The sequence below is a fragment of the Flavobacterium hydrophilum genome (assembly GCF_003202405.1).
Taxonomy (GTDB): Bacteria; Bacteroidota; Bacteroidia; order Flavobacteriales; family Flavobacteriaceae; genus Flavobacterium; species Flavobacterium hydrophilum.
Genome location: NZ_QJHL01000001.1, coordinates 2,218,590 through 2,238,407, shown reverse-complemented (window position 1 = coordinate 2,238,407; position 19,818 = coordinate 2,218,590). Strand labels below are relative to the sequence as shown.

At 35.3% G+C, this 19,818-nt stretch carries 18 protein-coding genes; 5 read left to right on the top strand and 13 right to left on the bottom strand.

The window, feature by feature from the left end:
- Positions 1–313: 313 nt before the first annotated feature.
- Entirely contained in the window at positions 314–1,147 is an 834-nt protein-coding gene (locus DMB68_RS08635; RefSeq protein ID WP_110346198.1) for a phospholipase A, read from the top strand.
- A gap of 305 nt (positions 1,148–1,452) precedes the next feature.
- On the opposite strand, the gene DMB68_RS08630 is transcribed toward DMB68_RS08635, so the two are convergent.
- On the bottom strand, positions 1,453–1,959 hold the full coding sequence (locus tag DMB68_RS08630) for a GNAT family N-acetyltransferase (RefSeq protein ID WP_110346197.1): 507 nt from the start codon (positions 1,957–1,959) through the stop codon (positions 1,453–1,455).
- Positions 1,960–2,125: 166 nt separating this feature from the next.
- Between DMB68_RS08630 and DMB68_RS08625 the strand changes: the two genes are divergently transcribed.
- A complete protein-coding gene (locus tag DMB68_RS08625) occupies positions 2,126–2,896 on the top strand; it encodes a hypothetical protein (protein ID WP_110346196.1) in 771 nt (256 codons plus the stop codon).
- 49 nt (positions 2,897–2,945) lie between these two features.
- Here DMB68_RS08625 and DMB68_RS08620 read toward each other — a convergent pair whose 3' ends face one another.
- From DMB68_RS08620 to thrA, 4 genes are all read right to left on the bottom strand, one after another.
- Positions 2,946–3,491, bottom strand: a complete 546-nt coding sequence (locus tag DMB68_RS08620) for a hypothetical protein (protein WP_110346195.1) — start codon at positions 3,489–3,491, stop codon at positions 2,946–2,948.
- 159 nt (positions 3,492–3,650) lie between these two features.
- Positions 3,651–4,940 carry a threonine synthase gene (gene thrC, locus DMB68_RS08615; protein WP_110346194.1) on the bottom strand — a complete coding sequence of 430 codons (1,290 nt, stop codon included), beginning with the start codon at positions 4,938–4,940 and terminating at the stop codon, positions 3,651–3,653.
- A gap of 342 nt (positions 4,941–5,282) precedes the next feature.
- Entirely contained in the window at positions 5,283–6,206 is a 924-nt protein-coding gene (locus DMB68_RS08610) for a homoserine kinase (protein WP_110346193.1), read from the bottom strand.
- Between the two features lie 94 nt (positions 6,207–6,300).
- Complete coding sequence (gene thrA, locus DMB68_RS08605; RefSeq protein WP_110346192.1) at positions 6,301–8,748, bottom strand: bifunctional aspartate kinase/homoserine dehydrogenase I; 2,448 nt, start codon at positions 8,746–8,748, stop codon at positions 6,301–6,303.
- Between the two features lie 548 nt (positions 8,749–9,296).
- On the opposite strand from thrA, the gene hutH reads away from it, so the two are divergent.
- Genes hutH through DMB68_RS08590 form a run of 3 tightly spaced genes read left to right on the top strand, consistent with a single transcriptional unit; the run spans position 9,297 to position 12,866 of the window.
- Positions 9,297–10,811 (top strand): histidine ammonia-lyase, encoded by a 1,515-nt coding sequence (gene hutH, locus DMB68_RS08600; protein WP_110346191.1) that lies wholly within the window; start codon positions 9,297–9,299, stop codon positions 10,809–10,811.
- A 48-nt stretch (positions 10,812–10,859) separates the two neighbouring features.
- Positions 10,860–11,504, top strand: coding sequence for a DUF47 domain-containing protein (locus tag DMB68_RS08595; protein ID WP_110346190.1), 645 nt, complete (start codon positions 10,860–10,862; stop codon positions 11,502–11,504).
- A 30-nt stretch (positions 11,505–11,534) separates the two neighbouring features.
- Complete coding sequence (locus tag DMB68_RS08590; protein ID WP_110346189.1) at positions 11,535–12,866, top strand: inorganic phosphate transporter; 1,332 nt, start codon at positions 11,535–11,537, stop codon at positions 12,864–12,866.
- Between the two features lie 110 nt (positions 12,867–12,976).
- On the opposite strand, the gene DMB68_RS08585 is transcribed toward DMB68_RS08590, so the two are convergent.
- The 8 genes from DMB68_RS08585 to DMB68_RS08550 form a co-directional block, all read right to left on the bottom strand.
- Complete coding sequence (locus DMB68_RS08585; RefSeq protein ID WP_110346188.1) at positions 12,977–13,726, bottom strand: acyl-[acyl-carrier-protein] thioesterase; 750 nt, start codon at positions 13,724–13,726, stop codon at positions 12,977–12,979.
- 80 nt (positions 13,727–13,806) lie between these two features.
- Positions 13,807–14,727, bottom strand: coding sequence for a tRNA (adenosine(37)-N6)-dimethylallyltransferase MiaA (gene miaA, locus DMB68_RS08580; RefSeq protein ID WP_110346187.1), 921 nt, complete (start codon positions 14,725–14,727; stop codon positions 13,807–13,809).
- Between the two features lie 154 nt (positions 14,728–14,881).
- Positions 14,882–15,718, bottom strand: a complete 837-nt coding sequence (locus DMB68_RS08575) for an ion transporter (protein ID WP_110346186.1) — start codon at positions 15,716–15,718, stop codon at positions 14,882–14,884.
- A gap of 30 nt (positions 15,719–15,748) precedes the next feature.
- Complete coding sequence (locus DMB68_RS08570; RefSeq protein ID WP_110346185.1) at positions 15,749–17,110, bottom strand: exonuclease domain-containing protein; 1,362 nt, start codon at positions 17,108–17,110, stop codon at positions 15,749–15,751.
- A 229-nt stretch (positions 17,111–17,339) separates the two neighbouring features.
- The gene (locus tag DMB68_RS23635; protein ID WP_231131614.1) at positions 17,340–17,546 is read right to left on the bottom strand and encodes a four helix bundle protein; all 207 of its coding nucleotides are present in this window, start codon (positions 17,544–17,546) and stop codon (positions 17,340–17,342) included.
- 103 nt (positions 17,547–17,649) lie between these two features.
- On the bottom strand, positions 17,650–18,339 hold the full coding sequence (locus tag DMB68_RS08560; RefSeq protein WP_110346184.1) for a YggS family pyridoxal phosphate-dependent enzyme: 690 nt from the start codon (positions 18,337–18,339) through the stop codon (positions 17,650–17,652).
- Positions 18,336–18,893 carry a hypothetical protein gene (locus DMB68_RS08555; RefSeq protein WP_110346183.1) on the bottom strand — a complete coding sequence of 186 codons (558 nt, stop codon included), beginning with the start codon at positions 18,891–18,893 and terminating at the stop codon, positions 18,336–18,338. Before DMB68_RS08555 ends, DMB68_RS08560 begins: the two co-directional genes overlap by 4 nt.
- Positions 18,894–18,899: 6 nt before the next feature.
- Positions 18,900–19,787 carry a 3-hydroxyacyl-CoA dehydrogenase family protein gene (locus tag DMB68_RS08550; protein WP_110346182.1) on the bottom strand — a complete coding sequence of 296 codons (888 nt, stop codon included), beginning with the start codon at positions 19,785–19,787 and terminating at the stop codon, positions 18,900–18,902.
- Positions 19,788–19,818: the final 31 nt, after the last annotated feature.

The following is a 19,818-nucleotide window of genomic DNA, read 5'->3' as shown; positions in this document are numbered from 1 at the left end:
ACGGCTAAAGCCTTGTTTTTCTAAATCGGGAGATGCCGCTTCCATCAGGGCTAAGGCACTTGTTTTTCATAAGAGGTTTTTATGGAATTTAAAAGATTGAAATAAACTTAGCGCCTTCGCGACTTTGCGAGATTAAAGAAAGAAAAACTTAGCGAATCTCTGCGCACTCCTTTGCGAATTTCTACGGTAAAATGCCTAAAGTTTTTTATTAATTTATTTATTGAGTCAACTCTTATTTTATTGAGTTAATATTTGTTATTGAAATAGTATAACTTGTGTCAAAGCAAATAATAATTCAAATTTAAATTACAGAATGCACTCAAAATACCTGTTGATTTTTATCATTTTATTTTCAATCCATGTAAATTCACAAATTTTAGAACCTATTTTAGAGACTAAAAAAGATTTTCGGGCAGCAGATTCGTTGTTGAAAGAACCCAGTTTTTCGGTTCATAAAGACAATTATTTTTTGACAGGAGTGCCCATTAATACAGCCATCACCCGTGATAATGCGGATGTTAAATATCAGGTAAGTTTTAAGCTTAGATTGAAATCAAAGCCTTTATGGGGTGGATTTTATCCCTATTTGATGTACACCCAAAAAGCGTTTTGGGACATTTATGCAAGCTCAAAACCATTTTCAGAAATTAACTTTAATCCGGGTGTTGCCATTGTTCGACCATTTTATTTAAAAGGCGGAAGACTGACGTATGGAACGATATCATTAGAGCATGAATCAAACGGCAGGGATTCCATATATTCACGCACATGGAACATGCTTGCCTTCTCTTTAAAATCACAGGTTTCACCACGCTGGACAGTAGGTTTGAGAGGATGGGTTCCGCTTGTTGACAAAGATGATAACCCGGGACTTACAAAATATGTGGGTTATGGTGAAGCGAGTGCCACTTATCAGATACAACCGGGACGTTGGAGTGCCGACATTCTTTTCAGAAAAGGAAGTGGTCTTATCAATTATGGCTCTTTGCAGACACAGGTAAACTGGAGGCCGTACAAAAACGAAAATTATTATCTCACCCTTCAATGGTTTGTAGGCTATACAGAAAGTTTAATCGATTATCAGGAGCATAAAAGCATGATACGTTTAGGATTTACGATTAAACCGGAAAATATGGGAATTTTCTAAATTACCGATTTTATAAATGAATTTTGCGCCTTTGTCCTTTGCGAGATTAAAAAAACTTAGCGCATCTCTGTGTAGCCAGTAACGAAATAAAAATAGCCAACTAAAGGATCGAAATAAATTTTATTTTCACGCAGATTGCTTCGCCTGTTCGCTGTCGCTTGGGTCTGCAGATTTGAGCAGATTTAAAAAAGATAATCTGCTTACATCTTTTTTAAATCTGCGTGAAAAAACTTTTCGCCTTTGCGAGATTAAAAAAAACTTTGCGAACCTCTGTATAACCCTTTGCGAATCTCTGCGGTAAAACTCTAAAGTTTCTTCTCTAAAAATACAAACTCCAATGGTTCATCAGAAATCGTAACATGAATTTCGCTCTCAGGAAAAACCTCTCGTTCGCCCGTATCCAGATAACCATGTCTTTTGTACCAAGCAATAAGCTCCTCACGAACCGATATGACCGTCATAATTATACTAGACAATCCCAAGGCTTTCGCCTGATTTTCGGCTTCAGCCAAAAGCTTTTTGCCGATGCCACTGTTTTGCAGTTCCGGTGAAACCGTCAGCATTCCCAAATACAATTGATGACCTTTATCTACCAATAAAACCGAACCGATAATGGTATTATTTTCTGTAAATTTCAGAATCGTATTTTTTGGTTCCAGAAAGATTTCGGTCATTTCGGGTTCGTCAGTTCTTTTTCCTTCGAGTAAATGGGCTTCGGTTGTCCAGCCTTTTTTGGAGGTTTCACCTCTGTAAGCCGAGTTGATTAATTTTACTAATGCAGGAATATCTTCTAAAGTTGCTTTTGTAATCATTTTTTTTGTGAAATGTGAAATGTAAACTGTTAGATGTCGGGTTGATTTTTTTGCAAAAGTAAAATTACAATTTGATGTGGAATGAAAAACAGCTATTTTAAATTTATGTAAGTGGATTTGTAAATAAAATTCTTCAAATTTGCATGAAACACAATATCAATAAAGTATGAGCAGAATTCACTTATTCGAATTTGAAGATCAGCAATGGCTTCCGGAGTTTATTAGAAATTATATGACCGACTTTCTACAGTTTCTTTCTAATAAAACTGCCATGTACAAAGGCATAGTTCCCATAATCGAAAAAGGATTAAAAGAAAGCCGGACCAACCAGATTATTGATCTCGCTTCAGGTGGAGGCGGCGGACTCATCTGGCTCAACACCGAATTGCGACAACACAACCACGATTTAAAAATTCTCCTAACAGATTATTTTCCAAATATTCCGGCATTTGAACACACGCAAAAACAAGCCGACAATTTCGATTTTGTAAAAACGTCAGTCGATGCCAGAAACGTTCCTGAAAACCTAAAAGGACTTCGAACGCAATTTTTATCCTTCCATCATTTCAAACCGAAAGATGCGCAGCAGATTTTGCAAAATGCAATTGATACGAATAGTTCCATTGCGATTTTTGAAGGGCAGGAGAGAAGTTTTCAGAGTATTATGGCTATGATTTTTTCACCGTTTAGCGTGTTGGTTACAGCTCCATTTATAAGGCCATTTCATATTGGCAGAATTATTTTTACGTATCTTATTCCGATTGTACCGGTTTTAATTTTGTGGGATGGGGTTGTCTCTTCTTTAAGAACCTATTCTGTTGAAGAAATGAACGCACTGGTTTCTAATTTAAATAATAAAGAAAATTTTAATTGGGAAATTGGAAGGGTGAAATCCGGACCTACTAAAATTTTGTATTTGTTGGGGACGAGGAAGTGATTAATTTAAATTGCTAACGCGAGCTCGTGGATGTTGACTGAATGTAAATTTAATTTCTAGATTTCATAGCAATATCTTTCATAATAACTTGATAACACCCAATTACAATTCCTTTAATTGGTTTTGAAGTAGTCAATCCGCTATTATCTCTCAAAGCCCCCCGTACTCTTTGAGAATATATAATCTGACCGAGATTTAGATCATAAACTTCTAATTGAACAATATAATGATTCCAATTTTTATTCTCATTATGATATTTAATATTTATAAAATAATCATAATTTGTTCCTTTTTTTAAATCTAAAATTACAGATTTACTTGGATTTAAGGGAATTTTATTTGCAATTAAAAGAGAACTATCATTTAAAGAATTAACTAATCTATTATTCAAATATTTTGAAAAGTCTTTAATAACTATTTGTGTCAGTTTGTCTTTAATACTATAATCAGCATCTATATTTCCTAAAAGCCATTTTCCGTTTGAAAAATCAATTCCAGTTGTTTGAGTTGTAATTTCTTTTTGATATATACCACGACTGCACGATGATAAGAAAAATATAAAGAACAATATAAGAAAGGGAATATTTTTTTTCATTTAAAATATTTATTATAAAACAACAACTTTCTTAGCTCACGTGATCAATTTATTCATGCTAATAACTATAACTAAATCAATAACTAATAATAAGTACGAGCATGAGGCTCGTACTATCACGGGAAATTTGTAGTCTGAAATTTTATTAAAAAGAGATCGTTAACCTAAAAAACTCTTCAACTCCTCATAGGTCCCAATCTTCACACTAACTTTTTCCTCATTAATAACGCTCTCAATCTGAGCAGGAATAGTAAGCGTAATTCCTAAAGCAGGTTCAACAACATCTAAGAATTTAATTGGGTGAGCCGTTTCTAAGAAAATACCAATAGTGTTGGGATGTTTTTCAAGCTCTTTTTTCAAACCTAAATAACCAACAGCACCGTGCGGTTCTGCAATGTAACCGTCTGTGTTATAAATATTCTTTAGAGCAACTAATGTTTCTTCGTCAGTATAACTATAAGAAGAGAAGTCTTTTTCGAAAGCTTTCAGGTCATTATTGTACAATTCCTGAATCCTGATAAAGTTGCTTGGGTTTCCAACATCCATGGCGTTAGAGATGGTTGCTTTAGAAGGTTTTGGATCGTATTTTCCGTTTTCTAAGAATCTTGGTACCGTGTCGTTTACGTTTGTAGACGCTACAAAATGCTCAATTGGCAAACCTAATTTCTTAGCCATAATTCCGGCACAGATATTTCCGAAGTTTCCGCTTGGGCAAGAGAAAACCAAAGGTTTGTTTTGGCTTTTCAACGCTTTGTAAGCAAAGAAGAAATAAAACATTTGTGGTAACCAGCGCGCAATATTGATAGAGTTTGCTGAGGTCAGGTTTTTGTGCGCTAAAGTTTCATCTAAAAACGCTTTTTTTACCATATCCTGACAGTCATCAAAAACACCGTCAACTTCAAGCGCTTTAATGTTTTGCCCTAAAGTAGTCAATTGCTTTTCCTGAATATCGCTCACTTTTCCTGACGGATATAAAATGACAACATCAACGCCGTCAACGCCTAAAAATCCGCTGGCAACAGCACCTCCGGTATCTCCGGAAGTTGCCACTAAAACGGTGTTTTTAGCATCTTTTTTATCTTTGTTGAAATAGCCCAGACAACGTGACATAAATCGCGCTCCTACGTCTTTAAACGCCATTGTCGGACCGTGGAATAATTCTAACGAATAGATTCCGTTTTCGACTTTCACTACCGGAAAATCAAAAACTAAAGTGTCTGCAATGATTTCTTTTAGTTTTTCTGCAGGTATTTCGTCGCCCACAAATTGTTTAATCGCTTCAAAAGCAATTTCTTCGTGGCTTAAACTTTCGATTTTATCAAAAAAAGACGGATCTAAAGCGGTAATATTTTCCGGGAAATATAATCCTTTGTCACTCGCTAATCCTTGTATCACCGCTTCCTGAAAAGAAACTTTTGGGGCATTATGGTTTAAACTGTAGTATTTCATTTTTATTTTAGATTTTTAGACTTTAGATTTTTAGATTTTTAGAAAGTAAATTCCAATACTAAAATTCTAAATACCAATAATTATGTTCATTTTTGTCATTTCGAGGGACGAGAAATCACACTCGGAGCTCCGTATAGAAATTCGCCAATCTTTGTCGATATAATGGTGTGATTTGCTTCGCCTGTTCGCTATCGCTCGGGTCTCCTTTTAGTCGAAATGACAAATTAAATGTGTCTCACTTTGCGTGGGCTTCGACTCCGCTCAGCCTGACAAACGTTTCGTATAAATCTTAATACTTTAATTCTTCGTACTTAATACTTTTTACAATTCACATCTCACATTTTACAAAACGCGTACACCATCCGGATTAATCTTCGAAACGTGAATTTCATATGGTAAATTCATCTTCTCGTAAACCTCACTCATGGCTTTTGCGATTTGGTCTGCGGTTTCTTTTCCTCGGCTTAAAGCGAAAATAGATGGGCCTGAACCTGAAATTCCGGAACCTAAAGCGCCGTTTTCGTAAGCCGTTTGTTTGATTTGGTCAAATCCCGGGATTAAAACACTTCTTAAAGGTTCTACGATTTCGTCATGAAGCGATCTTCCAATCAATTCGTAATCTTTGGTGTAAAGACCTGCTACAAGTCCGCCCACATTTCCCCATTGCATGATGGCACTTTTTAAGGAAACGTTTTGTTTTAAAACCGAACGAGCGTCAGACGTTTTCAATTCGATTTGCGGATGAACCACTGTTGCGTATAATTCTTCCGGACTATCAATTCTTATGATGTCAAGAGGTGCATAACTTCTTACCAACGTAAATCCGCCTAAAAGGGCAGGAGCAACGTTATCTGCATGTGCGTTTCCGCTGGCTAATTTTTCACCCTGCATCGCAAACTGAACCAAATCTTTTCTGGAATATGGTCTTCCTAATAATTCATTGATTCCGAAAACCGCTCCTGCAGAACTGGCAGCACTGCTTCCGATTCCGCTTCCGGCTTTGATATTTTTATAAATTTCAATTTCAAATCCGAAATCCAGTTCATCCAAAGTCGCTAACATCGCCAAAGCCGCCACACCCGAAACGTTTTTCTCGGTTTCAAGAGGCAAATCGGCGCCCACAATTTTAGTAATCCGAACACCTTTCTGATCTGATTTTCGAACGATCATTTCGTCACCCGCATTGTCTAAGCAAAGTCCAAGCACATCGAATCCGCATGAGAGGTTTGCAATTGTAGCCGGGCAAAATAGTTTTATTTCTTTCATTTCTGGTTGTTTCAGGTTTCAGGTTTCAGGTTTCAAGTTTAACCGCAAGGTTCGCAAGGTTCGCAACTTGAAACATGAAACATGAAACAAAAAATTATATATTTCCTATTCGAATAACATCCGCAAAAATTCCTGAAGCGGTTACGGCTGCACCGGCACCTGCTCCTTTGATCAATAAAGGCTGGTCTACGTAACGATCGGTGTAGAACAACACAATATTGTCTTTTCCTTCCAAATTATAGAAAGGATGATCTTTTGGAATGAACTGAAGACCTACGCTTGCTTTTCCGTTTTCGAACTGCGCTACGTATTTTAGTCTTGAATCTTTAGCTAAAGCTTCTTTGTAAATGTTTTCGAAATGCTGTGAATGTTTGATTAACGATGCAAAGAAATCTTCGTTGTTTGTTGTAGCTAAGCATTCAGCTGGTAAAAACGATTCATTTGCAATAGCGTCAATATCCATTTCGTAACCGCTTTCTCGAATTAGAATCAGGATTTTACGCGCTACGTCGATTCCGCTTAAGTCGATTTTTGGATCCGGTTCTGTGAATCCCTGAACTCCGGCTTCTTTTACCACATCGTGGAAAGAATTATTCTCATCAAAATTGTTGAAAATAAAGTTCAGACTTCCGGACAAAACCGCCTGGATTTTATGCACTTTATCTCCGGATGCGATAAGATTTTTAACTGTATCGATAATCGGCAATCCCGCACCCACATTCGTTTCAAACAAAAACGGAGCGTTATATTGACGAGATAAACTTTTCAGTTTTTTATAATTGTCGTAAGCAGAGGAACATGCAATTTTGTTACAGGTTACAACCGCAATACTTTCTTTTAAGAATTTCTCGTACATTTCAGAAACACTTGCATTTGCTGTAATATCTACGAAAATACTGTTTCTTAAATTCAGTTCTTTGGCACGTGCGATGAATTCAGTTGGAATTGCAGCTTCTCCTTTATCCAAAGTCGACTGCCAGTCTTTTAGAGAAATTCCGTCTTCATCAAAAATCATTTTTCTGGAGTTCGATAAAGCAATTACGCGAACATTGATTTTTAGAACCTCTTTTAAGAATTTCTTCTGGCTGTGAATTTGCTCGATGAATTTCTCACCCACATTTCCAACACCCATTACGAATAAATTCAGCTGTTTAGTGTTTTCTTCAAAGAAGTTTTCGTGTAAAGTATTTAAAGCCTTCTTAACATCTCTTTCGTTGATTACGGCTGAAATATTTCTTTCAGAAGCACCCTGAGCAATCGCACGGATGTTTACGTTATTTTTTCCTAAAGTACTGAACATTCTTCCGCTCAGACCCTGGTGGTTTTTCATGTTTTCACCCACCAAAGCAATGATGCAAAGGTCTTTTTCTACAATGCAAGGATCGATTTTGTTTTGTAAAATCTCAACTTCAAAAGCTTTGTTGATCGCTTCCTCGGCATTTTCAGCATCCGAATTCAGGATTCCGATACAAATTGAATGCTCAGAAGAGGCCTGAGTGATAAAAATAACATTGATCTTTTCGTGTGACAAAACTTCAAACAAGCGTTTGGATGAACCTGAAACCCCAATCATTCCCGGGCCTTCCAATGTCAATAACGAAATATGTTCGATATGGCTGATTCCTTTTACAGGAGTAGTTTGCTCTGAAATTTTGTTCGAAATCAAAGTACCTTCTGCTTCCGGTTCAAAAGTATTTTTGATCAGGATTGGAATATTTTTTCTTAAAACCGGCTGAATTGTTGGTGGATAAAGCACTTTCGCACCAAAATGCGATAATTCCATCGCTTCCTGATACGATATAGTTGCAATTGGCTGAGCCTGTTTTACGATTTTTGGATTGGCAGTAAACATTCCGTTTACGTCAGTCCAGATTTCCAGTTGTTCTGCGTCTATTGCTCCTGCAATAATGGCAGCAGTATAATCAGAACCGCCACGGCCTAAAGTAGAAGTGATTCCATCAAGGGTCTGGGCAATGAATCCAGGTAAAATATTGATTTTTGAATCATTTTCTGCAAAATATTCCTGAATCAAAACATTTGAAATTTCAAAATTCACAACCGCTTTACCAAAATCAGCATTTGTTTTAATTAGCTCACGGCTGTCTTTATAAACGGCATTTTTATCAATTTGCTGGTAGGCCTGAGCAATGATAAAAGAAGAAAGCAATTCGCCAAAACTCAAAACAGTATCAGCGGTCCTTGGCGATAATTCCCCCAATAAAAAGCATCCATCCAATAATGTTTCCAAATGGTTGATAATTCTTTTGATATGGCTTAACAAACTACTTTGTTCGCTAACCGGAATTAATTCTTTTAGAGTGTCAAGATGTTTTTTCTCGATTTCAGCAACGATTTCGCGGAAACTTTCGTCGTTTTCAGCTGCTTTTGCTGCGGCTGATTGCAGCATATCGGTTACTTTGCTTAAAGCGGATACCACAACTACCAATTTATTTTCTTTGGAATTCTGGTTGATAATATCGAGAACGAGTTTTATATTTTGTGCATTGGCAACCGAAGTTCCGCCAAATTTTAATACTTTCATTTTGATGTTTTTTTCTTTTATGCAAATATTTTTATGTATCCAAAGTCTTTCTTCTTTCGGGAAAAAAGGAATAGATAATCAGGATTATATGTGAAAATGATACCCCTACGGGGTAGTAGTTGTTGTAGTAGAAATTGTAGTAGCAGCAATTGCAACTCCCGTTTGAGTTGTCATTGAAGATGGATATTTGTTGCTGTTACGTTTCATTTTTGATTTCCCAAAAGTACAGTTTTTTATAAAAGTTAAAAAGTTAAAATGCCTTTTTGCGAATATTTTAATAAAACAAATGATAAAAAATCAATATTGAATATTTGTTAAAATTAAACACTTTAAGTTGATGTATTGATATATTTCAGATTAAAATTGACTTAATCAAAAGATTTTTTCTTTAGCGAATTTAGTTTAAAAGCATTGATTATAGTACCCGATTCAGGATTATGAAATAAATAATTTTAAAAAATAAGGATATTGTAAATTTTAATTATTGTGATAAAATGTTGCTTTTTAATGTTGATTTGTTGAATTTTGACGTTTAATTTGAAATCATCATGAGAGAAATCCATTATATAAGTACTGAAACTTTAACTTTAGAAACATTACAGGAGATTTTAAGCAACGATAAAGCATTAGAATTATCTGAAGAGGCTAAAGTAAATGTGCAGAAATGCCGTGATTATCTGGATAAAAAAATGGCCTCACATTCCGAACCTATTTATGGAATCAATACAGGATTTGGCTCGCTTTACAGTGTGAAAATCTCAAATGAAAATTTATCTAAACTTCAGGAAAACCTTGTAAAATCGCATGCCTGCGGAACAGGGGAAGAAGTTCCTGCTGAAATTGTAAAATTGATGCTGTTTCTAAAAATCCAATCGTTAAGCTACGGACATTCCGGGATACAGATGCAGACCGTTAATCGCTTAATAGATTTCTACAATAATGATATTTTACCTGTGATCTTTACGCAGGGTTCGCTTGGAGCTTCGGGTGATTTGGCTCCTTTGGCACATTTATCTTTACCATTATTAGGAGAGGGGGAAGTTTATTTTGAAGGTAAAAAAAAGGCTTCAGCCGAAGTTTTAAAACATTTTAACTGGGAACCCATCATTCTGCAATCTAAAGAAGGTTTGGCTTTATTGAACGGAACCCAATTTATGGGGGCTTATGGTGTTCATATATTGATAAAAGCATATAAGTATTCCTATCTGGCAGATTTGATTGGAACCATTTCGCTTGAAGCTTTTGATGGAAGAATTGAGCCTTTTAACGAATTGATACATTTTATACGTCCTCACAAAGGTCAGATTATAACGGCACAAAGAATTAATGAGTTTCTGGAAGGAAGCGAAATTATCACACAGCAAAAAAAGCATGTTCAGGATCCGTATTCTTTCCGTTGTATGCCTCAGGTTCACGGAGCTTCAAAAGATGCGATTGATTATGTTCGAAAAGTATTCAAAACAGAAATTAACTCGGTTACGGATAATCCGAATATATTTATAGAATCCGATCAGATTATTTCAGGAGGGAATTTCCATGGACAACCGTTGGCTTTGGCTTTGGATTTTATGGCAATTGCACTCGCTGAGTTAGGAAGTATTTCTGAAAGGAGAACCTATCAGTTAATTTCAGGATTGCGAAATCTTCCTGCATTTTTGGTAGATAATCCCGGACTGAATTCAGGATTTATGATTCCGCAATATACTGCCGCAAGCATTGCCAGTCAGAACAAACAACTGGCAACACCATCAAGTGTGGATAGTATTGTTTCGAGCAACGGACAGGAAGATCACGTAAGTATGGGGGCAAACGGAGCAACAAAGGCTTTAAAGGTTATGGATAACTTAGAGCGTATTCTGGCCATCGAATTATTAAATGCCTCACAGGCGATTGCATACAGGGAGCCTTTAAAATCAAGTGATTTTATCGAAATGTTTTTGAGCAGTTACAGAGAAATAGTGCCTTTGGTAAAGGAAGACAGGATTTTGCACTATGATATTGAGAAGACAATTGTGTTCCTGAGTAGTTTTCAAATTGAAAACGATTTGTTAACAATGGCTTAACATTGTAAAATAATATTGAAGTAATTTTGCACTATCAAAAATATAAAAATGTCAATAAACAGTATTTTCCAATTTTTAGTGCCGAAAGACAAGAAATTCTTTCCACTTTTTGAAGAAGCTTCAAGCAATTTAATTGAATTAGCTTCTAACTTACACGAAGCTGTAAACCTTCCATTGAAAGAAAGAGAAGTTCTTTTTCAAAAAATTGATGAATTAGAGCAAAGAGGAGAAGACATTACACGTCAAACCAATTTAGAGCTGAGCAGAAACTTCATCACTCCATTTGACAGAGAAGATATTCATACCTTAATTACTTCTATCGATAACGTTGCAGATTACCTGCACGGAGCATCAAGCAGAATGAAATTGTATCAGGTTGATAAGATTACAAAATCGATCCGAAAAATGACAGAAATCAACCTTGAAGCTTGTCAAAATATTGACAGTGCCGTAAAAGAGTTGAGAAATTTAAAGAATTTCAAAGTCATTAAAGATGCTTGTGCCAGAATTAATAAACTGGAAAACAAGTCTGATAATGTTTATAACAAAGCAGTTTTTGAAATTTTTGAAAACGAAACAGACGCTAAAAATATTATTAAATATAAAGAAGTGTTATCTGTTTTAGAATCAGCAACAGACAAGTGTAAGAGTGTTGCGAACATACTGGAATCTATTTCTGTAAAACATTCTTAATTCAATTTTTCATTCTGAAGTTATAATTTTATGACGCTACTTATAATTATTATAGTATTAGCTTTAATTTTTGATTACATCAATGGTTTTCATGATGCGGCAAATGCTATAGCTACTGTTGTTGCTACAAAGGTACTAACGCCTTTTCAGGCCGTACTTTGGGCAGCATTTTTTAACTTTCTGGCTTATTGGGTTTTTGGATTTGGTGTTGCAGATACTGTTGCTAAAACAGCGCATACCATGGAGATTAACCTCGTAGTGATTTTAGCCGGTGTTATTGCGGCAATCTGCTGGAATTTACTGACCTGGTGGTTAGGAATTCCTTCAAGTTCATCACACACTTTGATTGGAGGTTTTGCTGGTGCGGCTATTGCACATGCTATTGCAGTTCATGGTTTTTCGGGTTATGCAGGAGAAGACGGGACTACTCATTACTGGTATGAAATTGTAAGCTGGTACAAAGCAGGAAAAGATGGCGGAATGCCTTCAGGGGTTATCATTATTATTGCATTTATTGTATTAGCGCCATTAGTAGGAGCTTTAGCTTCTTATTTAATTTCGATCTGGCTATTAAATGCTTCCCGTAAAAATATTGGTCCTAAAATATTTACTGTAGCAGTAATGATTGCAACAATTTGGTTTGTTTATACTCAAATGGTACCTTTTTCAGAAATTGAAAAACCAAGATTCGAATCGCATTTTTGGAGTGTTGCTTTTGAATCGCATAATATTAAATGGTTTTTAGTTGCTTTTATTATCTTAACTGTAAGTGCTTTTTGCTTAATATTCAGTAGTTTAAATCTTCATCAGGCTGATGCGGCTTTGAAAAAAATGCAATTACTTTCTTCAGCGGCATTCAGTTTAGGTCACGGAGGAAACGATTCGCAAAAAGTAATGGGGATTATAGCAGCTGCTGTTGCGGTTTATATCAATACAAATCCGGGAGTTCACATGGATTCATGGTTAGATGTTGTTTTGCCAAATGATGACAAGGGAATAAAAGGGGTAATGCCAGGATGGATTCCGTTAGCGTGTTATTCTGCAATTGCTGCGGGAACTTTGAGTGGAGGCTGGAAAATTGTAAAAACAATGGGTTCTAAAATTACAAAAGTAAGTTCGTTTGAAGGGGTTGCTGCTGAAACTGCAGGTGCTTTGACGCTTTACTTTACAGAACACTTGAAAATTCCGGTAAGTACTACGCATACGATTACAGGATCGATCATCGGGGTTGGATTAACGAAACGTGTATCTGCTGTAAGATGGGGGGTAACCGTAAGTCTGATTTGGGCATGGGTATTAACGATTCCTATTTCTGCTCTTTTAGCAGGATTGGTTTATTTTGTTCTGAGTGTTTTTATCTAAAATGTAAAATGATTTTTGTGAAATGTGAGATGTAAAATCGCATTTTGATACATATAAAAAAGCTGGTTTCTTAGAAACCAGCTTTTTTTGATTTTATGAATTTAGTTGCTTTATTTCTTCCAGTTTAGCTGTAAGGCATAACAGGTTTTTTCTCCTTTTGTAATACTAAAAGTAGTAGCCGAATTATCTTCGGTATCGCTTTCGTGAATTATTACGGTGTCTTTTAACGAAAGTTCTTTCATGAAATTCATTTCGAAACTTTGTACTTGTTGTTTTAGAATTCGTTTTGGTTCAACATGATCCATACACCATTCCAGATATTTTACGTTATTAACGTGGTTTACAATATCAAGATCCGATAAATAAACTATTTTTTCAAATACAGCTTCTTTTTCGTGATTGATATTGATTTTTGAAAAGCCTTCTATTGTGGCTCTTTTATCGGGAAATAATTCAAAATGTTCATAGGGTAATGCCAAAGCTTCCGGACGACGTAGTTGTGTGTTAAAAACCGCCCAATACGTTTCACAGCCTACAATCTTTTTTCCATTTACATGCATTTCCAGTGCACGTACAGAACGTGAGTTTTCCAGGCTATTAATCCAAGTGATTACCGTCACAGTATCTCCTGATTTAGGCAAATCTGCAATCTCAACGCGCATCCGGCTTAAAACCCAGGCCTGATGAAACTTCTGCATGTCAGAAAAGCTGATACCGCCAACTTCAGAATGTGCCGCAGCGGTGAGTTGTAAAATATTGCAGAGATCTGTATATTTTAAAGAGCCGTTTGGGGTACATTGTGTGAAATTGATTTCCCAGTCTTTGCTTAGAATGGACGTGAAGTTTGGTGATATTGGCATTAATTTAGACTTCTTAGATTGTTGGACTTCTTAGATTTTAGATTTTTCGAAAATAGAATAAAGAGTAAAGAAAAAAGATTTTATTTTACAATTTCGTTAATATAATCTATAATTTTTTCTCTCTCTGTAGCGTAATCAAACCATTTGGTGTTTTCGTTTCGTTTGAACCACGTTAATTGTCTTTTAGAAAATCGTCTGGTATTTTTTTTGATTTCCTCAACTGCAAATGGCAGTGTGAATTCTCCGTCAAAATAACTGAATAATTCTCTATAACCGACCGTTTGGAGTGCATTTAACGCTTTATTGGGATATAATGCTCTGGCTTCTTCAAGTAAACCTTCGTTCATCATAATATCGACACGCTGGTTGATTCGGTTATAAATAACCCCTCTGTCGGCTTCTAAACCAATTAAGACAGGAGTGAAATTTCGGTTGTTTTTCTTTTGATTCAAAAACGAAGAATACGGTTTTCCTGTTCCGATGCAGACTTCTGTAAAGCGCATCATTCTTTGTGGGTTTTGAAGTGTCTGTGGATTTTCTAAAGTAATTTTTTGAAAATAATCAGGATCCAGATTTTTCAATTGTTCCTGAAGATATTCGATTCCGAGTTTTTCGTAGTTTGAATTGACTTCTGAGCGTACTTCGGGATTGATTTCAGGGAATTCGTCGAAACCTTTCAATATGGCATCAACATACAATCCGGAACCGCCAATCAGAATTACAAAATCATTATTTTGAAACAATTCTTCGATTTTTACCAAAGCTTCTTTTTCGTAATCCCCAACGGTATAATTTTCGAAAATAGATTTATTCTGAATGAAATGATGTGTTGCAGCTGCAAGTTCTTCCTGATTTGGAACGGCTGTACCGATGGTCATTTCTTTAAAAAACTGACGGCTGTCGCATGATATTATTTCGCAATTAAAATGTTTTGCCAATGCAATGCTTAAGGCTGTTTTGCCTATGGCTGTTGGTCCGACAATGGTAATTAGGTATTTCATATGTTTTTTAGCCCGGATGGAAATGAAAACCCCGGACTTATATTTGTTAGTTTTTGTGGCGTAAAAGAAGCGACTTTAGAAGCTGCTTTTATGACTTAAAAAACAACAAAGATAAGCAGGAGTTGCAATGTACAGCCGGAATAGCTTCTAAAAATTAATGATGTAATTCGCTTCCGCATTCGTGACAGAATTTAGCGTTATCAAAATGAAGTTGTGAACCGCATATCTGACAGGAGTTTTTTGTGCTGACAGTAATATCTCTAAGACTTTTCTTTGCAAATTCAGCTGTAACTATTCCGGTTGGAACTGCTATGATTCCGTAACCTAAAATCATTACCAATGCCGCAATAAACTGGCCTAAAGGAGTTTGTGGGGAAATGTCTCCGTAGCCTACTGTTGTAAGCGTTACAATTGTCCAGTAAATTCCCATTGGGATACTCGTAAAACCTGATTCTTTGCCCTCGACCAGATACATTATGGAACCAATTATTACGGTGCTGATGAGAACGAAATAAATAAAAACCAGAATTTTTTCCTTACTGGCCTCAATTGCTTCCTTAAGCTGGAAAGATTGATGCGAAATTTGCGGGATGTGAAGTATTTTGAATAACCTGAAGAAACGCAATGCCCTTACGATAGACAAGATACTGGCTCCCGGAAAAAATATCGATAGGTACATGGGTAAAACGGCGAGTAAATCGATGATTCCGTAGAAACTGAAAATATACTTAACCGGTTTTTGAATGGAAATAATCCTCAAAACATATTCAATCGTAAAAAAAGCAGTTATAACCCATTCGCAGATCCATAATTGGTAATGATATTTGGAACTGATATCTTGTACAGTATCGAGCATTATTAGTAAAACACTCAATAATATTAAACCTAAAAGAACTAAATCGAACATTCTTCCTAAAATGGTATTGGTGCCATACAGAATGATTTTGACTTTTTCCCTAAAGATTTCGTATTGTGATTTTTTGTTTTTCATATCCTTAAAGATAATGAAAGTTTTTTTAGGTTAAAAATAATGTATTTTCAACGATTTGCTTTTTCGAATATACTGCTGAATGATATTCTTTACATCACGATTGTGCTGCATTGGAATTAGAATTTTTTTCAGGATCTCGATATTTGTAATCTGGTAATTCAGATCATAATAGGCGTAACCTTTGTAGATTCCGTTTTCGATTAAAATAGCACTTCGTTCGTTTACGTTTCGGCCTCTGTCGAGCAAAATCATGCTTTTGTTTTCGAAACTGTTTTCAGAGATAAACTGCTGCACTCTTAGATTGTAGATTTCCGGAGTGATTTCGCCAATGCAGGCGCCATCACATTCTTTGATTTTGTATTGAAAACATTCTTTTTTAGACTGATATAAACCGGTTAATTTCTGGCATAGATGATACTTTGCAGTGAATTTGAAAAGTGCATTTTTGCCTTCCTGCAATGAAACGAATGACGTAATTTCCTTTTTGCGGCCGTCAGCTTTTCCGAGTTTTACGTTTAAATAGCCGTTTGAATCTTTTTCGACATAAATTGCGAACGGAAAAAAGGACTTTTTTTGTGAGCGGTTGTGTCTCGGACGATTTATTTTTACTTCTTCACTTTCTTTCAGCAAAGCAATTAATTCGCTTCCTGTTTCCTCATACGTTATGGTGATAACTTCAGCCTGTATTCTTTTGCTTTTGGTTGTGATTCCGGTAAAATGCTGGTTGACTCTTTTTTTAATATTCAGGCTTTTGCCGATGTAAATTAAATTTCCACCTTCATTATGAATATAATAAACTCCGGTTTTAGCAGGCATCTGGTTTACAAGGTCCTGAAGTTTTGGAGAAATTCCTTTTTCGATTTCGAATTTCACAAAATCTTTGACGATGGTTTTTTCCAGGTCTTTTTCTAATAATATTTTGAATAGCTTAGTTGTGGCGATAGCATCTCCGCTGGCACGATGTCTGTCGGCTATAGGAATTCCGAGTGAACGGACTAATTTTCCTAAGCTGTAAGATGGTTGTTCGGGAATTAATTTTTGCGCTAATTCAACAGTACAAAGTGTTTTTGATTCGAAATTATAGCCTAAACGTCTGAATTCGGTACGTAGGATTCTATAGTCAAATGAAGCGTTATGGGCTACAATAATACAATCAGAAGTGATTTCGATAATTCGTTTGGCAACTTCAAAAAACTTAGGAGCAGAACTCAGCATAGCATTGTTGATTCCGGTTAATTTAGCCACAAAAGGCTGAATCGGAATTTCGGGATTTACAAGGCTGATGAACTGGTCAACTACTTCATGACCGTCAAATTTATAGATAGCGATTTCGGTAATTCCTTCTTCGTTAAACTGGCCTCCGGTGGTTTCTATGTCTAGTATTGCGTACATTTTCAAATGTCAAAATTCAATGGCAATGTCAATTTCAAAAATCAATATCAATTTTTAAAATTGTTATTGCTATTGTCATTGTCATTGAACTATTTTTTATTTAGTATCATTTTTGATGAAATTGCGATTAACTCTTCAACTTCATTCAAGGGTAATTTTCTTTTTTCTTCGTTTCCTTCTTTAATGTAATCTAAAATTTTTAATGAGTTTCTCGATTCTTTCAACTCCTTTACAACGAGAGAAAGTTTAAAATAAAATCTTTGTCACTTATTGTTCCCTGGGCTTCTCCAAAATTTAAAGAAGCACTTCCGGATGATCTGATTAACTGGTTTTTATAATATTCATTTTCAAATATCTTTTCCAGCTGTCTGGTAAAGAAAATACATTCTCCGGCAAAACGAACCAACCGATCTTCAAAATTGAATATTTTTTCCATTTAACATTTAAAATTAACATTGCAATTGAAATTAGTTTTTGTCGTTGCAATTGGCCATTGATTTTGCCATTGACTTTTGATATTGCAATTGATATTGAAAATTCTATCTTCCTCCAAATATACTGCTTCCAATCCTAACCATTGTGCTTCCGCATTCAATGGCAAGCTGGTAATCGCCCGACATTCCCATTGAAATCGTAGAAAAATGTGCTGTTGAAATACATTGCTGTGTGTCCCGGCATTGGGCGTCTTTGTTTTGCAACGAATCAAAAATGGATTTTAAATGCAGGAATTCTTTTTTAATCTGGTTTTGGTTTTCTGTAAAAGTCGCCATTCCCATTAATCCTAAGATACGAATATTTTTCATCTCTTTAAATTCTGAAGAAGACAATAATTCTAAAAGTTCTTTTTCGTCGAGGCCAAATTTAGTTTCTTCTTCGGCAATGTATATCTGAAGCAGGCAATCAATTATCCGGCTATTTTTTAAAGCTTGTTTGTTGATTTCCTGTAATAATTTTAAGCTGTCAACCCCATGAATCAAATTTACAAACGGCGCCATAAATTTGACTTTATTCGACTGAACATGACCAATCATATGCCATTGAATGTCTTTTGGCATTTGTTCATATTTATCGACCATTTCCTGAATTTTATTTTCTCCAAAAATACGCTGGCCGGCTTCGTAAGCCTGAATCAAATCTGAAACAGGTTTTGTTTTTGAAACAGCAACAAGGGTTACGTGTTCAGGCATTGAAGTTTTTATCTGGAGCAGGTTTTGCTTTATCGAATTCATTTGTTATTATAAATCTTAATTATTTCTTCGTTTTTTTTGATTATCCAATGTTTGTAATCAAATAACATGTCATTTCTAATTGCTTTTGTTTCATTTAATTCTGAAATACTAATATTAAATTCTCCTGATGTATCTTTTTTATTTTCAGTTCTTATTAATTTTAATTTTATATAATTAAGAGAATCGTTTGAATAGTAAAATTGTGCATCTATTACTTCACAGAGAGAACTTTTGTAGCTAATCTTTTCCTTATAACAAACTTTTATCAATTCTGAATTTTTATTTGATAATGAATTATATTTTTCTTTGTTTAAATGATTAATGTAAAAACTATATGAAAAACTTCCATTTCCATTTTTAACTATTTTGTTTTTTTTGGATTTACTTCCCATTTTAGGGATTATTTTTCCTTCTGATATATATTCTTTACCATTTATTTTACAAATACTATCAATTTCATTAGTTGTAAATTGTTTAACTGAATCGACTTTTACGTTTTGTGAAATACAAATTGTTGTTATAAAAAAAACAATAATTAAAAATAGATCCTTCATTAATTTTTAAATAAACTGCTTCGAAATCTTCTCTGCTTTTTTACTTTCGCTGTAATCATAGAAGCCTTCTCCGGATTTTACGCCTAATTTTCCTGCTCTTACCATATTTACCAATAAGGGACAAGGAGCATATTTTGGGTTTTTATAGCCTTCATACATTACGTTCAGAATTGCAAGACAAACGTCAAGTCCAATAAAATCAGCTAACTGAAGCGGACCCATTGGATGCCCCATTCCTAATTTCATAACGGTGTCAATTTCATAAACTCCGGCTACTTTGTTATATAACGTTTCGATTGCCTCGTTTAGCATAGGCATCAAAATTCGGTTGGCTACAAAACCCGGATAATCGTTTACTTCAACTGGTGTTTTACCTAATTTCTCAGATAAATTCATGATGATTTTGGTGACTTCATCGCTGGTATTGTATCCGCGAATGATTTCTACCAATTTCATAATCGGTACCGGATTCATAAAATGCATTCCGATAACACGCTCAGGATGTGCTACGACTGCTCCAATTTGCGTAATTGAAATCGAAGAAGTGTTCGTGGCTAAGATCGTATTGTGTGAGCAGGATTCGTTTAATTGTTTGAAGATATTCAGTTTTAGTTCAACGTTTTCAGTTGCAGCTTCTACTACTAAATCAACTCCGACAACTCCATCTTTAATATCTGTATACGTAATGATATTGGTAATAGTTCTGGCAACATCTTCCTGAGTAATTGTTCCTTTAGACAGCATTCGTTCCAGATTGGCAGCAATAGTTGCCATTCCTTTGTCTAATGATTTCTCAGAAACATCAATCAGTTTTACAATAAAACCGCTTTGTGCAAAAGTATGCGCAATTCCGTTACCCATTGTTCCTGCACCAATTACAGCTATAGTTTTCATTATTTGTATTTATATTTTAAAAGTTAAGGTT

Coding starts and splice junctions, on each gene's coding strand:
- DMB68_RS08550 (WP_110346182.1), bottom strand. CDS start 19,787: ATGAAAACTATAGCTGTAATTGGTGCAGGAACAATGGGTAACGGAATT.
- DMB68_RS08570 (WP_110346185.1), bottom strand. CDS start 17,110: ATGTACGCAATACTAGACATAGAAACCACCGGAGGCCAGTTTAACGAA.
- DMB68_RS08560 (WP_110346184.1), bottom strand. CDS start 18,339: ATGAATTCGATAAAGCAAAACCTGCTCCAGATAAAAACTTCAATGCCT.
- DMB68_RS08575 (WP_110346186.1), bottom strand. CDS start 15,718: ATGAAAAACAAAAAATCACAATACGAAATCTTTAGGGAAAAAGTCAAA.
- DMB68_RS08590 (WP_110346189.1), top strand. CDS start 11,535: ATGACGCTACTTATAATTATTATAGTATTAGCTTTAATTTTTGATTAC.
- DMB68_RS08630 (WP_110346197.1), bottom strand. CDS start 1,959: ATGATTACAAAAGCAACTTTAGAAGATATTCCTGCATTAGTAAAATTA.
- DMB68_RS08610 (WP_110346193.1), bottom strand. CDS start 6,206: ATGAAAGAAATAAAACTATTTTGCCCGGCTACAATTGCAAACCTCTCA.
- DMB68_RS08585 (WP_110346188.1), bottom strand. CDS start 13,726: ATGCCAATATCACCAAACTTCACGTCCATTCTAAGCAAAGACTGGGAA.
- DMB68_RS08555 (WP_110346183.1), bottom strand. CDS start 18,893: ATGAAGGATCTATTTTTAATTATTGTTTTTTTTATAACAACAATTTGT.
- DMB68_RS23635 (WP_231131614.1), bottom strand. CDS start 17,546: ATGGAAAAAATATTCAATTTTGAAGATCGGTTGGTTCGTTTTGCCGGA.
- DMB68_RS08625 (WP_110346196.1), top strand. CDS start 2,126: ATGAGCAGAATTCACTTATTCGAATTTGAAGATCAGCAATGGCTTCCG.
- thrA (WP_110346192.1), bottom strand. CDS start 8,748: ATGAAAGTATTAAAATTTGGCGGAACTTCGGTTGCCAATGCACAAAAT.
- thrC (WP_110346194.1), bottom strand. CDS start 4,940: ATGAAATACTACAGTTTAAACCATAATGCCCCAAAAGTTTCTTTTCAG.
- DMB68_RS08620 (WP_110346195.1), bottom strand. CDS start 3,491: ATGAAAAAAAATATTCCCTTTCTTATATTGTTCTTTATATTTTTCTTA.
- DMB68_RS08635 (WP_110346198.1), top strand. CDS start 314: ATGCACTCAAAATACCTGTTGATTTTTATCATTTTATTTTCAATCCAT.
- miaA (WP_110346187.1), bottom strand. CDS start 14,727: ATGAAATACCTAATTACCATTGTCGGACCAACAGCCATAGGCAAAACA.
- hutH (WP_110346191.1), top strand. CDS start 9,297: ATGAGAGAAATCCATTATATAAGTACTGAAACTTTAACTTTAGAAACA.
- DMB68_RS08595 (WP_110346190.1), top strand. CDS start 10,860: ATGTCAATAAACAGTATTTTCCAATTTTTAGTGCCGAAAGACAAGAAA.